This is a genomic window from Streptomyces sp. NPDC104307 (assembly GCF_055584045.1).
The window spans coordinates 325,268-341,056 of the sequence record NZ_JBVJMU010000001.1; the positions used below are offsets into that span (position 1 = coordinate 325,268).

At 74.0% G+C, this 15,789-nt stretch carries 6 protein-coding genes; 4 read left to right on the forward strand and 2 right to left on the reverse strand.

The annotated features are described in order from the left end of the window. The first annotated feature begins 143 nt into the window (after positions 1-143). From ACZ601_RS01205 to ACZ601_RS01220, 4 genes are read left to right on the forward strand one after another with little or no spacing between them, the layout of a single operon-like run. Positions 144-10,574 (forward strand): amino acid adenylation domain-containing protein, encoded by a 10,431-nt coding sequence (locus ACZ601_RS01205; protein WP_469531840.1) that lies wholly within the window; start codon positions 144-146, stop codon positions 10,572-10,574. Next, the gene (locus ACZ601_RS01210) at positions 10,571-10,777 is read left to right on the forward strand and encodes an MbtH family protein (RefSeq protein WP_440578049.1); all 207 of its coding nucleotides are present in this window, start codon (positions 10,571-10,573) and stop codon (positions 10,775-10,777) included. The genes ACZ601_RS01205 and ACZ601_RS01210 overlap by 4 nt, the downstream gene beginning before the upstream one ends. Before the next feature lie 38 nt (positions 10,778-10,815). Then, positions 10,816-11,829 (forward strand): ATP-binding cassette domain-containing protein, encoded by a 1,014-nt coding sequence (locus ACZ601_RS01215; protein WP_469531842.1) that lies wholly within the window; start codon positions 10,816-10,818, stop codon positions 11,827-11,829. Then, on the forward strand, positions 11,826-12,626 hold the full coding sequence (locus ACZ601_RS01220) for an ABC transporter permease (protein WP_469531844.1): 801 nt from the start codon (positions 11,826-11,828) through the stop codon (positions 12,624-12,626). Before ACZ601_RS01215 ends, ACZ601_RS01220 begins: the two co-directional genes overlap by 4 nt. 1 nt (position 12,627) lies before the next feature. Here the strand turns inward: ACZ601_RS01220 and ACZ601_RS01225 are convergent, their stop codons facing one another. Both ACZ601_RS01225 and ACZ601_RS01230 read right to left on the reverse strand, forming a co-directional pair. Continuing rightward, complete coding sequence (locus ACZ601_RS01225) at positions 12,628-14,346, reverse strand: urease accessory protein UreH domain-containing protein (protein ID WP_469531846.1); 1,719 nt, start codon at positions 14,344-14,346, stop codon at positions 12,628-12,630. Further along, positions 14,343-15,662 (reverse strand): tetratricopeptide repeat protein, encoded by a 1,320-nt coding sequence (locus ACZ601_RS01230; RefSeq protein WP_469531848.1) that lies wholly within the window; start codon positions 15,660-15,662, stop codon positions 14,343-14,345. The genes ACZ601_RS01225 and ACZ601_RS01230 overlap by 4 nt, the downstream gene beginning before the upstream one ends. Positions 15,663-15,789 lie beyond the last annotated feature (127 nt).

The window sequence follows — 15,789 nt, forward strand, 5'->3', positions numbered from 1 at the left end:
CAGGTCGAGGGCGCGGTCTTGAGGCGGCCGACCGCTGGGGAACCGGCCGCCGCACGGGACCGGCCCGTCCTCATTCCGCCCTGCCCCGGCGTCCCGCCGCGAGCCGTCCCCGCACCGCAGGCCTTCCACAGAGGTGAGAACGCGTGACCGACGCACCGCACAACACGACTTCGCATGATGATCTTCCGCTGACCTCGGCCCAGCGTGGCATCTGGTTCGCGCAGCGCATCGGCGCGGACAGCGCGGCGTACAACGTGGCCGAGTACGCCGATGTGCGGGGACCGCTGGACCCAGCCGTCCTGCGGGCCGCGGTCGGCCGGGTGGTGGACGGCACCGAAGCGCTGCGGGTGACCTTCATCGAGCGTGACGGCGTCCCCGTCCAACGGGTGCACCGGCCCGGCGCCACGGACCGGCCCCCGCTCGACGTCCCGCTGGTCGACCTCTCGGGCCACCAGGACCCCCACGGCGAGGCGTTGCGGCGGATGGAGACGGCGCTGCGGCAGCCCACGGACATCGCCACCGGCCCGCTGGTGCGTCTGACCCTCTACCGCCTCACGGAGACGCGGCATCTCTTCCACCAGCAGGTGCACCACCTGGCGCTCGACGGCTACGGCGCCGCCCTGGCTCTCGCCCGGATCGCCGACGCCTACACCGCCGCGCTCACCCCGTCCCAGGAGGAACCGCCACCGACCGGCGGCGCGCTCGCGCCGCTCATCGACGAGGAACACGCCTACCGGGCGTCCGGGCGGCACTCCGAAGACCGGGAGTTCTGGACGCGCTACCTGTCGGACTCCCCCGTTCCCGCCCGGCCGGACGCGAACGGGCCCGCCTCCGGACGCGGGTCGCTGCGGGTACGCGCCGAGATGTCGCCCGGCCGGGCGGACCGGCTGCGCGCAGCGGCCAGGGAGTCGGGGGTGGGCTGGCCGACGTTCTTCATGACCGCGCTGGCCGTCTACACGCACCGGAGCCGAGGAGTCGGCGAGGCCGTCCTGGGCCTGCCGGTCACGGCGCGGCGCACTCCCCTGGCCCGTGCCACACCGGGCATGCTCAGCTCCATCCTGCCGATGCGTCTGGCGCTCGCCCCGTCCGACCGGGTGTCCGACGTGGCGAAGCGGGCGTCGGCGGAGGCCCGCAAGGTGCTGCGGCATCAGCGGTACGCGACGGAGGAGCTCCGGCGGGATCTCGGACTCACCGGTACGGATGTGCCGTTGAGCGGCCCCACGGTCAACATCCTGGCGTTCGACGACAGTCTCAGCTTCGGCCCGCACCGGGCCACCCTGCACAACCTGTCCATCGGCCCGGTGGACGATCTCGCCGTCGCCGTGCACGCCTCGTACGCGGACGGCGGGCTCCACATCGACCTGCACGGCAACTCCGCCCGCTACACGGCCGAGGAGCTGGCCGGGCACCACCGCCGGCTGTGCCGGCTGATCGAGCGGTTCACCGACGACCCGTCCCGCACGGTCGGCTCGCTGGACTTCCTCAGCGAGGCCGAACGCCGGCTGGTCCCGGGCCTCGCCGCGCCGCACCGCGCCTCTCCTGACAGCACCGGCAGCGTGCCGGTCACCCTGCCCGAACAGCTCGACCGGCAGGCCCTGGCCACCCCGCACGCGACAGCGGTCGTCTCCGGGAGCACCCGGCTGACGTTCGCGGAGCTGAACGGCCGGGTCGACGCCCTCGCCGCGGTGCTGGCCGCCGCCGGGGCGCGGCCCGGCGCGAAGATCGCCGTCGGCCTGCCCCGTTCCACCGAACTCGTCGTGGCGATGCTGGCGGTGATGCGCTCGGGAGCCGCGTACCTGCCGCTCGACCCCTCGTATCCGGCGGAGCGGCTCGCCTTCATGATCGAGGACTCGGCCCCGGCCGCGCTGGTCGCGAGCTCCGGGTCCGCGCACGTCATCGATCCCGCACGGGCGCTGCCGCTGGTGGATCCGGAGCTCGTCCGGCAGGAACCCGATGTGAGCACACCGGTCGGCCCCGGGCCGAGGGACGCCGCGTACGTCATCTACACCTCCGGCTCCACCGGGAGGCCCAAGGGCGTCGTCGTCGAGCACCGCTCGCTCAGCAATCTCCTCGAACACCACCGGCAGGAGTCCCACGCCCTGGCGGAGGAGACCTACGGCCGGGGGCTGCGGGTCGCTCTGACGGCGGCCACCTCCTTCGACGCGTCCTGGGACCCCGTCCTGTGGATGGCGGCGGGACACGAACTGCACATCATCGACGACGATGTCCGGCGCGACCCGCAGGCGCTGGTGAACCACCTCGTGCGGGAACGGATCGACGCCATCGAGACGACACCCACCTATCTGCGGCAGATGCTCACCGCCGGCCTGCTCACCGCGCCTGCCCACCGGCCCCGCGTCATCGCCCTCGGTGGTGAACCCGTCGACGAGGCCCTGTGGCGGGAGCTCTCCGAGCGGGACGATCTCCTCGTCTTCAACTTCTACGGACCGACAGAGGCCACGGTCGACGCGGTCACGACCCGGATAGCCGGCCGGAACCCGGTCATCGGACGGCCGGTCACCGGCGCCAGTGCCTATGTGCTCGATCCCTCGCTCCACCCGGTACCGCGCGGCGGCAGCGGTGAGCTGTACCTCTCCGGGGAGGGCGTGGCCCGCGGCTACTCCGGCCGGCCCGGACTCACCGCGGAACGCTTCATGCCGGACCCGTTCGGGCCGTCCGGCGCCCGGATGTACCGCACCGGGGACCTCGCGCGGTGGGGCGAGGACGGGATGCTGGAGTTCCTCGGCCGCGGCGACGGCCAGATCAAGATCCGCGGTCACCGCGTGGAGACCGGCGAGGTCGAGGCGGCCCTGCGCCGGCTGCCCGGGGTGAGCGAGGCGGCGGTGACGCCGGTCGCCATAGGGGGCGGCGAGGAGCGCCTCGCCGCCTATCTGGTGCCCGCCGACGCGAGTGCCGCCCTCGGCCTCGAAGCCGTGCGGGACGCCCTGGCCCGGGTCCTTCCCGGCCACATGGTGCCTTCCGACTACGCGACGGTGGAACGGCTGCCGCTCACCCCCAACGGCAAACTGGACCCCGGCCGGCTGCCCCCGGCCCGCCCGGTGGCCGTCCGGGGCGGCGCGCCGCGCACGCCGCAGGAGGAGCGGATGTGCGCCGCGTTCGCCGAGTGCCTCGGCCTGACCGAGGTGGGCCGGGACGACGGCTTCTTCCTGCTCGGCGGACATTCGCTGCTGGCGACCCGTCTGGTGGGCCTGATCCGGGCCGGGTTCGGCGTCGAGTTGCCGATCCGGGCCCTGTTCGAGGCGCCCACGCCCGCCGGGCTCGTCGCGCTGCTGGACACCGCGCCGCCCGCGCGCCCCGCGGTGGGCCCGGTGCTTCCCCGCCCGCGGCGGCTGCCCGCCTCGTTCGGGCAGCAGCGCCTGTGGATCACGGAGGCGATGGGCGACGCCGGAACGGCCTACCACATGCCGCTGGCGCTGCGCCTGTCCGGCGCGCTGGACCGGGATGCCCTCTCCGCGGCGCTCGATGACGTCGTCGCACGGCACGAGAGCCTTCGTACGGTCTTCTCCGCAGACTCCGAAGGGGTCCGCCAGCGCGTACGTGAACCGGGTGCGGCCGGTTCGCTCCTGGTCGTGCGGGAGGCCTGCGCCGTGCGGGAGGTAAGGCCCGACCCCGCCCCGTTCGCGCTGGACCGGGAACTTCCGCTGCGCGCGGAGCTGTTCCCGACCGGCGCCGGTGAGCACGTGCTGCTGCTGGTGCTCCACCACATCGCCGCGGACGGCTGGTCGGTCGGCCCGCTGCTGCGGGACCTCTCCACCGCCTACGCGGCCCGCGCCCTCGGCGGTGCGCCCCGGTGGGAGCCGCTGCCGGTGCAGTACGCCGACTACGCGCTGTGGCAGCGGTCGCTGCTCGGGGACCCGCGGCAGCCGGACAGCGTGGCGGGACGCCAGCTCGCGCACTGGACCACTGCGCTGGAGGGCCTGGCCGAGCAGTCCGGATTCCCCTCGGACCGGGCGCGCCCGGCCAGGTCCTCAGGCCGTGGCGGGCGTGTCCCGGTCATCGTCGGCCCGGCCGCGCACCGGGCGCTGCTCGATCTGGCCGCCGACAGCGGGGCCAGCGGGTTCATGGTGCTGCACGCCGCGCTCGCGGCCCTGATGAGCAGGCTGGGTGCGGGCGACGACATCGCGATCGGGACCCCGGTGGCGGGCCGCACCGACGAAAGCCTCTCCGAACTGGTCGGGTTCTTCGTCAACACCCTGGTGCTCCGGGCCGACACCTCCGGAGCACCGAGCTTCCGGGAGCTGGTGGCCCGGGTGAAGCGCACCGACCTCGCGGCCTACGCGCATCAGGATCTGCCCTTCGAGCGCGTCGTGGAGGCACTGGCCCCGGAGCGCTCCGCCTCCCGGCACCCGCTCTTCCAGGTCATGTTCAGCCTCAACAACACCCCCGTTCCCCGCCCGGAGCTGCCGGGCCTCGCGGTCAGCCACGAGTCCTCGGTACGCGGCGCGGGCGCCAAGTTCGATCTCACCTGGGACCTGGCCGAGCGCTTCGACGGGGCGGGGGCGCCCGCCGGGATCGACGGGGAGCTGGAGTTCAGCCACGATCTCTTCGACCCGTCCACGGCGAAACGGTTCGCCGAGCACTTCTCCCGGCTGCTCACCGCCTTGCTCGCCGGTCCGGACGGGCCCGCCGACGACGTCTGCTTCCTCACCCCCGCCGAGCGCGCCGAGGCGCTCGACGAACCGTCGCGGCAGGCCGGCGCCCGCCCGCCGGCGGCATCCCCGGACAGCGGCGTCCCGGACCGGACGGTGCTGGACGTCCTCGCCGCGCGCGGCGCCCTGTGGCCCGGCCGCACCGCCGTGGTCGCGCCCGACGGGCGGCAGACCTTCGGTGAGCTGCTGGACCGCGTCGAGGACCTCGCCCTGCGCATCCGGCAGTCGGGGGCCGGCCACGGGGACCGGGTGGCCGTCGCCATGCCCCGTACCACCGGGCACATCGTGGCGCTGCTGGCCGTACTGCGCGCCGGGGCCGTCCACGTACCGCTGGACCCCGCCCAGCCGGCGGCCCGCAACCAGCTGATACTCGACACCGCCGCGCCCCGGCTCCTGCTGACCACGAGCGGCACGGAGAGCTCCCTTCCCGCGACGACGCCCCGGCTGCTCCTGGACGGGCCGGTTCCCGGGGACGCGGCCACCGGGGGTCCGCTGCCGCCCGCGCCCCGGCCGGGGGACGCCGCGTACGTCCTGCACACCTCGGGCTCCACCGGGCTGCCCAAGGGCGTCACGGTGGAGCACGGCGCCCTGGCCGCCCTGTACGCGAGCCACCGCGAGCGGCTCATGGAACCGGCGGAGGCCTTCAACGACGGCCGTCCGCTGCGGGTCGCGCTGACGGCGGCCATGACCTTCGACGCCTCCTGGGACCCGCTGCTCTGGATGATCGCCGGACATGAACTCCACCTGGTCGACGACACCACCCGGCGGGATCCAGAGGCCCTCGCCGCTCTGGTCCACGACCGCGCGATCGACGTCATCGAGACGACCCCGTCCTTCCTCGGGCAACTCGCGGCGAACGGTCTGTTCACCGCCGGCAGGCGCCGCCCGAAGGTGGTGGCGCTCGGCGGCGAGGCCCTGGGTGAACGGCTCTGGGAGGAGCTCGCCGCGCTCCGCGACGTCACCGTGTGGAACCTCTACGGGCCCACAGAGACCACCGTCGACAGCGTGATGGGGCGGGTTGCCCCCGGCGTCCGCCCGCACCTGGGCCGTTCGGTCGCGGGCACCCTTGCCCGGGTTCTGGACGCACGGCTGCGGCCGGCCGCCCCCGGCACGACCGGCGAGCTCTACGTGTCGGGGGCAGGGCTGGCCCGCGGCTACGAGAACCTCCCGGCCGCCACCGCCTCCCGTTTCGTCCCCGACCCGTACGGGGCTCCCGGTGCCCGCATGTACCGCACCGGTGACCTCGTACGCCGGCAGGACGGGCTGCTGGTCTTCGTGGGGCGGGCCGACGGCCAGGTCAAGGTCCGGGGTTTCCGGGTGGAGACCGGCGAGGTCGAGAGCGTGCTCGGCGGCCATCCGGATGTGGACCGGTGCGCGGTCGCCGCCGTCGCGGAGGCGGACGGCGGCGGGCAGCTCGCCTGCTGGGTCGTCCCGAGGGACGGCAGCCGTCCCTCCGCGCGCGAGCTGCGTTCCTTCGTGGCGGAACGGCTGCCCTCGTACATGGTGCCGGCCACCGTGACGCACCTCGGCTCGATGCCCCTGACACCGCACGGCAAGGTCGACTTCCGGGCGCTCCCCGCGGGCGGCGGCACCCCGCACCGCCGGGAGACGGACCCGGCGACGGCGGAGTCGCCGCGATCGCCCCGGGAGGAGATCCTGTGCGCGCTGTTCGCCGAGTGCCTCGGCCACCAGCACGTCGGCAGGGACGAGGACTTCTTCGAACTGGGCGGCCACTCACTGCTGGCCACCCGCCTCGTCGGCCGGATCCGGACCGCCTTCGGGGTGGAACTGCCGTTGCGCGCGCTCTTCGAGTCCACGACCCCGGCTTCCCTCGCGAGACGTCTGGACGGGGCGGACGGGGCCCGGCCCGCGCTGCGGCCGACGGTGCGTCCCGCCCGCCCCGCACTGTCCCCGGCGCAGCAACGGCTCTGGTTCCTGAACCAGCTGGATCCGCAGGGAGCCTCGTACCACATCGCCTTCGCCGTGGATCTGGACGGCGTGCTGGACCGTTCTGCGCTGCGTCTGGCCGTGGCGGACCTGGTGGCCCGGCACGAGAGCCTGCGGACCCTCATCGCCGTCCGCGACGGCGAGCCGTTCCAGGCCGTCCTTCCCGCCGAGGGTGCCCGGCCCGCCATGCCGGTCCGGGCGGTGCCGGAAGGCGATGTCCGGACGGCACTGCGCGAGGCGGCGGGGCGTCCGTTCGACCTGTCCCTTGAGATCCCGTTGCGCGCGGAGCTGTTCCGCACGTCGGAGGAACGCCACACGCTGCTCCTGGTCGTGCATCACATCGCGGCCGACGGATGGTCGATGGGCCCGCTGGCGCGGGACCTGGCCGAGGCCTACGCGGCCCGGACCGCCGGACGGCCGCCCGGCCGGGCACCGCTGTCGGTGCAGTACCCGGACTATGCCCTGTGGCAACGCGGACTGCTGGGGGAGACCGATACCCCCGACTCACTGATGTCCAGCCAACTGGCCTACTGGAAGGCGGAGATGGCGGGCGCGCCGGAGGAGACACCGCTGCCCGCCGACCGGCCCAGGCCGGTCGTGCCGAGCGGCCGGGGCGGTTCCGTCGCCTTCCGTGTTCCCGCGGCGACGACGGCGGGCATCGCGCGGCTGGCCAGGAAGTCGGCCTCCAGCACCTTCATGGTGCTGCACGCCGCGCTGGCCGCCGTTCTGCACCGGACCGGCTCCGGCGACGACATCACCATCGGTACCCCCGTGGCGGGCCGGACCGACGAGGCGCTGGAGCCGCTGGTGGGGTTCTTCGTGAACACCCTGGCCCTGCGCGCCGACCTGAGCGGCGGCCCGGACTTCGACGAGCTGCTGGCCCGGGTGCGGGAGACCGATCTCGCCGCCTACGCCCACCAGGACCTTCCGTTCGAGCGGCTGGTGGAGGAGGTGCGGCCGGCGCGTTCGCTCAGCCGCCATCCACTCTTCCAGGTGATGCTCACCCTCAACAACACCCTGCCGCCCCACGCGGAGCTGCCCGGACTGCGTACCCGGGTCCACGAGGTCGACACGGCGGCGGCCAAGTTCGACCTGTCGTTCAGCTTCACGGAACGGCAGGACGGCGACGCCGACGGCGGCACATACCTGGACGGCACCCTGGAGTTCGGCCGGGACCTCTTCGACACCGCCACCGCCCGCCGGATCACCGAGTGGTTCCTCACGCTGACGGCGCACGCGGTAGACGCGCCGGACACCCGGCTCGCCGATCTGCCCGTGCTGGCCGGTCCGGAGCGCTCCCGGCTGCTCGCCCTCGGCGACGGCGGCGACGGCGCGACCGGGGCGGGGACCGTCCTGTGCCGGTTCGCCGAGACCGTCGCCGCACACGGCGAGGCCGTCGCGGTGGTCGCCCCGGACGGCGAGGCGACCTTCGCACGGCTCGACGCCCGCTCCGACCGCATCGCGGCCCTGCTGCGCGCCGAGGGCGTCCGGCCGGGTGCGTGCGTCGCGGTGCTGCTGCCCCGGTCCCTCGACTCCGTCGCGGCGCTGCTCGGTGTGCTGAAGGCGGGCGCGCTCTACGCACCGCTCGACGCGAGCCTCCCGGACGGCCGGATCGAAGCGGTGCTGGACGACGCCCGGCCCGCGCTGGTCGTCGTCGCCGGGGCGACCGGGCACCGGCCGACCGGCCGGTGGCGTCCGCTGGTGCTCGGCGGCGCCGCGGAACCGGAACCGGCCACCGCCACTCCCCCGCCCACGGTCCGTCCGGCCCGGGGCGACGCCGCGTACCTGATCCACACCTCGGGTTCCACCGGCCGGCCCAAGGGAGTACGGGTGGGACACGGCTCGCTCGCACGGCTGCTGGACCACCACCGACACCAGGTCTTCGCACCCGCCGTCCGGGCGCGCGGCGGGCGACGGCTGCGGGTGGCGCTGACCGCGGCGCTGTCCTTCGACGCGTCCCTCGACCCCCTGCTGTGGATGATCGACGGTCATGAGCTCCACCTGCTGGACGACGGCACCCGACGCGACTCCGAGGCCCTGGTGGACGCCGTGCGCTCCCGGGAACTCGACGTCCTGGAGTCGACCCCGACCCATGTCGGCCATCTCCTGGAGGCGGGGCTGCTCTCGGCCGGAACGGGCCATCGCCCGACGGCCCTGATCCTCGGCGGCGAGGCGGTCCCGGCCGCGCTGTGGACGGCGCTGCACGGCGTTCCGGACGTACAGAGCTGGAACTTCTACGGTCCCACGGAGGCCACCGTCGACACCCTGGTCGCCCGGATCTCCGACACGGTCCGCCCGGTGCTCGGCGGGCCCGTGTCCGGCACCCGGGTCGCGCTGCTCGACGAGAGGCTGCGCCCGGTCCCGCTGGGCGTGACCGGGGACCTGTACCTCTCGGGACAGAGCCTGGCGCACGGCTACCACGACAGGCCGGCCGAGACCGCCCGCAGCTTCGTGCCCGACCCCTACGGCCCCGCGTCCAGCCGGATGTACCGCACGGGCGACCGCGCGGTGCGCGCGCCGGACGGCTCACTCCTCTTCGGCGGCCGCGGTGACGGACAGATCAAGGTGCGCGGCTTCCGGGTCGAACCCGACGAGGCGGCGACGGTGCTGACCGCACATCCCGGTGTCGTGGCCGCTGCCGTCGTCGCCCACGAGGACAGCGCGGCGGGGACCCGGCTCGACGCCCACGTGGTGCTGTCCGTCCCACCGGAGGGTGAGCGGGCCCCGGCGGAACCCGAACGCCTCGCGGCACTCAGGGAGTACGCGGCCAGGCACCTGCCCGGCTACATGGTCCCGTCCGGCTGGCAGTCCCTGGACCGCCTCCCGCTCACCCCGAGCGGGAAGCTGGACCGGAACGCCCTGACCCGCCCGGTCCCCCTCGCTGTCACGGACGCCGCGGGGCGCAGCCCCCGCAACCCTCGCGAGGACGTCCTGTGCACGCTGTTCGCCGAGGTGCTCGGCATCGAACGCGTACTGATCGACGACGACTTCTTCGCGCTGGGCGGTCACTCGCTGCTCGCGACCCGGCTGGCCGGACGCATCAGGACCGCTCTGGGTGTCGAACTGGGCATCCGCACCCTCTTCGAGGCGCCGACGGTGGCCCGGCTCGCGGAACGGCTCCTCGACGGGGCACAGGACAGTGCCCTGACGACGCTCCTCCCGCTGCGGACCACGGGCAGCCGGCCCCCGCTGTTCTGCGTCCACCCGGCGGGCGGGCTCGCCTGGTCCTACGCCGGTCTGCTGCCCCATCTGGATCCCGGCCAGCCGGTGTACGGGCTGCAGACGCCGAATCTGGAGGGCGGCGAACCGTTCCCGGAGAGCATCGAGGCGATGGCCGCCGTCTACGTGCGCGAGCTCCGCGCCGTCCAGCCGGCCGGCCCGTACCACCTGATGGGCTGGTCCTTCGGCGGCAACGTGGTGCAGGAGGTCGCGGTCCAGCTCCAGGAGGCCGGGGAGCGGGTGGCGCTGCTCGCCATTCTGGACGCCTTCCCGCTGGCTCCGCTGGACGACCTCGACAACGCGGACCGGGACACGGTGTTCCGGGCGCTGCTGTCCAACATGGGGGTGGGCGAGGAGGGCCTCGGCCCGGAGGACGTGGTCGAGGCGAGCGCCGTACGGGACGCGTTCCGCCGCAGCGGGAGCCCGCTCGGTTCGCTGGAGCCCGCCGTCATCGACGCGATGGTGGACAACTTCGCCGGCCAGGCCCGGCTGATGCGGAAGTACACACCCCGGCGCTTCGAGGGTCCGGCCCTCTTCTTCACCGCCACCGAGGGCCGCCCCGCCGACACCTTCGGACTCGGCCTCTGGGCCCCGTACATCAGCGGCCCGGTCGAGAACCACGACGTGGCGTGCGCGCACGCCCAGATGATGCAGCCCGACGCCCGCGCGCGGATCGGGACCACGCTGGCCGCCGCACTCGGCGCCGGCCACGACACCACCCAGGGAGAGACCCGATGACCAACCCCTTCGACGACCCGAAGACCCAGCACCGCGTCCTGGTCAACGACGAGGACCAGCACGCTCTCTGGCCCTCCTTCGCCGAGATCCCCGCCGGTTGGCAGGCCGTGTACGGACCCGCCGACCACGCCGCCTGCCTGGACTACGTCGAGGTGCACTGGACGGATCTGACGCCCAGGAGCGCCCGCGTCGCCATGGCCTGACCCGCCCGATCACCGCGACCGCACGACGAGAGGCAACCATGACGGAGCGGCGCAACCAGCCGGCGATACGTGCCGAGGGGCTCACCAAGAGGTACGGCGACAGACATGCTCTGGCCGGGGTGGACCTGGAAGCGGCACCCGGCACCGTACTGGGTGTGCTCGGGCCCAACGGGGCGGGCAAGACCACGGCGGTACGCATCCTCTCCACCCTGCTCCGGCCGGACAGCGGAGAGGCGTGGGTGGCGGGGCGCGACATCCGCAAGGACCCGGAGGGCGTCCGGAAGAACCTGGGCCTCTCCGGCCAGTACGCGGCGGTCGACGAGAAGCTGACGGGCCGCGAGAATCTGTATCTCGTCGCCCGTCTCTACGGAATGGGCCGGCACGCCGCCCGGCGCAGAGCGGGGCAGTTGCTGGAGAGCTTCCACCTCGAAGAGGCCGCCGACCGGCCGAGCGGTGGCTATTCGGGTGGCATGCGCCGGAGGCTCGACCTGGCGGGTGCGCTCGTCGCACGGCCGGTCGTCGTCGTCCTGGACGAGCCGACCACCGGCCTTGACCCACGGGGCCGGGCCGACACCTGGCGCTCGATCCAGGAACTGGTCGCGGGCGGCACCACGGTGCTGCTGACCACCCAGTACCTGGAGGAAGCCGATCAGCTGGCGGACACGATCGTCGTCATCGAGCACGGCCGGGTCGTCGCACGCGGCACCGCCGCGGAGCTGAAGAGCCGGGTCGGCGGCGAGCGGCTGTCGCTGACCGTGCCCGATCCGCGTCTCCGCTCGACGGCCGCGGAGGTCCTGGCGGGGCTGGGACCGCACCTCCCGGTGCTGGAACCGAGGACGGGGCGGCTCACGGTCACCACCGAGCACGGCGCCCTCACCCTGGAGGACGCGCTCGGACGGCTGCGGCTGGCCGAGATCGGTGTCCGGGACGTGGAACTCGCCCCGCCCACCCTTGACGACGTGTTCATGATCCTGACCGGGCGCCCCGATCCGGCGCGCGGGCCGAGCGCTCCGCCGGTCGGCACCTCCGGCGGCGGGGAGGCGCGACGATGACCGGGCTCAGGCGGCTGGGCCGCGACGCCTCCATCGTGGCCTGGCGCAATCTGCTCAACCTGCGCCGCACACCGGGTTCGGTGATCGCCGCCCTGGTGCAGCCGGTGATGTTCGTGCTGCTTCTGGCGTACGTGTTCGGGGGCAGCCTCGGCGGCGCCGGGTACCGCACCTTCCTGATGGGCGGGATCTTCGCCCAGGCGGTCACCTTCAACGCGGCGTTCACGGCCCTGGGACTGGCCAACGACATGGACAAGGGCATGGTGGACCGCTTCCGGGCACTGCCCATGCCCCGGCTCGCCGTGCTCCTCGGCCGCACGCTGTCGGATCTGGTCATGAGCGCGGTGACCCTGACCGTGACGTCGCTGTGCGGTCTCCTGGTGGGCTGGCGTATCACCGGGTCCGTGGCCGACGCGGTCCTCGCCTATCTGCTCGTGCTGCTCTTCGCGTTCGCCATGTCCTGGGTCGGGGCCGCCATCGGTCTGCTGGCCCGGAGCGTGGAGGTCGCCCAGAGCGCCGGCCTGATCTGGCTCTTCCCCGTCACCTTCGTGTCGTCGGCCTTCGTCTCGACCCACACGATGCCCGGCCCGCTGCGCACCGTGGCCGAGTGGAATCCGGTCTCGGCCACCGCGACGGCCGTGCGCGATCTCTTCGGCAATCCGCCACCGGTGGGCATGCCGGAGAGCGGGGCATGGCCCGTCGTGCACGCGTTGCCGTATGCGCTCCTCTGTGCGGCGGTCGTCGTCGCGGTGTTCATGGCCGCCTCCCTCGCCCGCTTCCGGCGCATCACGCTCGGCTGACCTACCAGGGGCCGGCCGCCGCCCGCAGGGTCAGGAGCGCTCCAACGGCCAGCACGAGCGCGGCCGAGGCGGCCGGACCGGCCCCCGCGAACCGGGCGAACCAGGCGCGCGGACGGGCGTACTTGTCCGCCCGCGCCTCGAACCTGTCCCGCAGCCGCACGAGCAACAGGCCGGCGAGAGTGAGTGTCACGGCCATTCCCAGGCCGTATCCGACGACGAGCAGCACCCCGAAGGCGGTGCGCCCGAGGGCGATCGCCCCGAGCAGGACGACCAGGGCGGAGGGGCTGGGGACGAGGCCTCCCGCGATCCCCATCCCGATCAGCCCGGCGCGTGACGTCCCGGCTCGACGCGGGGTGCCCGCGGGGGCCGGACGGGGAACGTGGCTGTGGGTACGGTCCCTGGCCGGCGCGAGGACCGTTCCGTGCTCCTCGGCCGCGACCGGCTGGGCCCGCCGCCTCGGCACGAACCGTGCCGGGACGGGCGGGGGGAGCGCCGATTTGGGTGCGTGGTCGTGATGGTGCCCCGGATCGTCACTGTGGTCGTGTTCATGGTCGCGGTCGTGACCGTGGTCGTGGTTATGGTCGCGGTCGTGACTGTGGTCGTGGTCATGCCCGTGACCGTGATGGTGGTGGCCGTGACCGTGATGGTGGCCATGGGCCGGGCGTTTCGTGAGTGCGGCGCGCAGGAGCCACAGACCGATCCCGGTGACCATCAGTCCGCTGACGAGCCCGAGCCAGGCCAGTACGGTCTCCCCCGCCAGCGATGTAGCGAGCGGCAGGGCGAGACCGAGCGCCAGCACGCCCGCGGTATGGGTGAAGGTGACGGTGACTCCGACGGTGACCGCGTCGCGCGGGGTGCCTCGGCGGCCTGCCAGGTACGCGGCCATGATCGTCTTGCCGTGGCCGGGGAGAGCCGCGTGCGAGGCGCCGAGCACGAGGGACAGCAGCAGGGCCAGGAGCCCTGCGGGGACGGTCAGTTCGCGTCGTCCCACCAGTGTGTCGAAGACTCCGGACACCCTGTCCAGCGCCGCCGTGACCGGGCCCGCCCCCGGCAGCACCGTCCGCGCCACGGCTGCGGGCCGGCTCTCGCCGGGTTCGGTGCGCAGCCGGGCCGAGCGCTGGTCCAGGGGGGTGGCCAGCGGGTCCTTGGGGTAGTGCCGGAGTTCGTCGGTGGGCGAGGTGGTGGGCAGCGTCGAGCGGGTGAGTGTGACGCCGAGGCCGCGCGCGGTCATCTCCTGCCAGCCGACGCGCCGTTCGTCGTACTCCGTGCGCACGTCGATGTCCGCGGGTCCGCTCAGGTCCGCGGGGGCGGCGAGGGCGCAGCTGAGTCTGCTGGTCCGCAGGCCTCCTTCGCCCGGCCGGAACTCGAATGTGCTGCGCACGGTCTTCCAGCGCGCCGGTGCACCGGCGATGTCCAGCCGCAGCTGCCGGGTGAGCCGGTCGCAGTCCCCGGCGGCGTAGGACCGGGTCTCGGCCGCGTCCACGGTGCCGTTGTGGTCCCGGTCGACGCGCGGGCGTTCCTGTGCGGTGGCGATCTCCGCGCGGTCCACCACGATGAGCGCGTCGACGGCGTCCTTCCGGAAGGTGAGCCCGGTGTGGTGGTTGACCGTGAAGTTGCCCAGGGGGTGTGCGTGCGCCGTGGTGGCGAGGCCGGCCAGGAGCACCGTGAGTGTTCCCGTGAGGGTCAGCGAGGCGAGGAGGCGCGAGGGGGTTCGGTTCATCGGACGGTTTCGATTCTGCTGAGCGCGGTGCGTGCCCGTGGGGCGTCCACCGGGTGGAAGTGGGGATCGGTGTCCAGGGCGCGACGGAGGTCGGTGCGGGCGGCCCCGGTCCGGCCGAGGGCCTGGTTGATGAGCGCGCGGTGGTAGTGGAACGGCGCGCTCACGGTGCCCAGTGCGAGTGCGAGGTCGGCCTGCTCGACCGCCTCGGCGTCGCGTCCGGCCCGGTGCAGGGCCCAGGCGTACGCGTCGTGGACCGCGATGAAGGGCCGCTGCCGCAGTGCGGCACGCCCCATCTCGACCGCTGTTCGCGGGTTGCCGTGGTCGGCCTCGAAGAGCACCGCGTCCGCGTCCGGAACCCCTCCGCTCGTCTTCCTCAGGGTCTCCTGCGCCCTGAGTACGTCGTACTGCTCCTCGGCCTTCTCGCGGTGTCCGAGCGACCGCTGGAGGTCGCCGAGTCCGAGAAGGTACTGGGGCAGGGGTGCGGCGGCGACGGCCGCGGTGAAGTCGGTGACGGCCTGCGCGCAGTGGCCGAGCGCGGTGTGGGCGCGGGCCCGTGCCTCCAGGAGGGCGGCGTCGCCCGGGAGTACGTCAAGTCCGGTGCCGGCCAGCTTCAGGGCGGTGCCCGGATCGCCGGTCTCCAGCGCGAGGGTGGCGAGGTGGGTCAGGGCGAACGCCTTGTCGGCCGGGGTGCCGGCCGCCTGGAGGGACTTGTTCATCAGGTCGCGTGCCCGCGCCGTGTCGCCGCGGAGTTCCCAGCTGTACGAGGCGCGCGCGAGGGCGCTGCTGTCGGGCCTGAGGTCGGTCATGCGCTGGACCGCCGCGTAGGAGTCCTCGTAGCGGCCGAGCTGGGTGAGCGCGTCGGCCAGGACCCCTTGGGCGGGTGCGCTGTAGGGGTTGTCGGTGGTGGCCCGCCGCGCCCAGGTCAGGGCTTCGGCGAAGTCGTGGCGGGCGGATTCGAGGGCTCCCATCCCGGTCTCCGCCGCGAAGTTGCCGGCCGGCTGGAGGGCGAGGGACTTGCGCAGGGCGGTGCGGGCCCGGTCGTAGGTGGCCGCGTCCGCCGTGCTTCGGGCCTGCTGTACGTAGGCCATGCCGAGGGAGGACCAGCCGCCGGGGTCGGCGGGCAGTTTGCGTACATGGGTCCGCAGGGCTTCGGTGGCGTCCTTGCCGCGGGGCGCGTCCTGGCCGGCGGCGACCGTGGGAGCGGGCGCCTGCTGGGGGGCCAGGCCCAGGGCCCCGACCGTGAACAGCGTGCCTCCCAGGGCGATGGTGACCGCGGCACTGCGCAGCCGTCGTCTACCGGTTCGGGCAGGAGGCACGGGGGCTTGGTCGGTCGGGGCTGGCACTGGTTCTCCCAATGATGTGGGACGGGCGGGGGGGGAGGCGGCGGTGGTGTGCCGACCCGCGCGCCGGGGCCGGAACCAGTGTGAGCCGCGGGCGCACCCG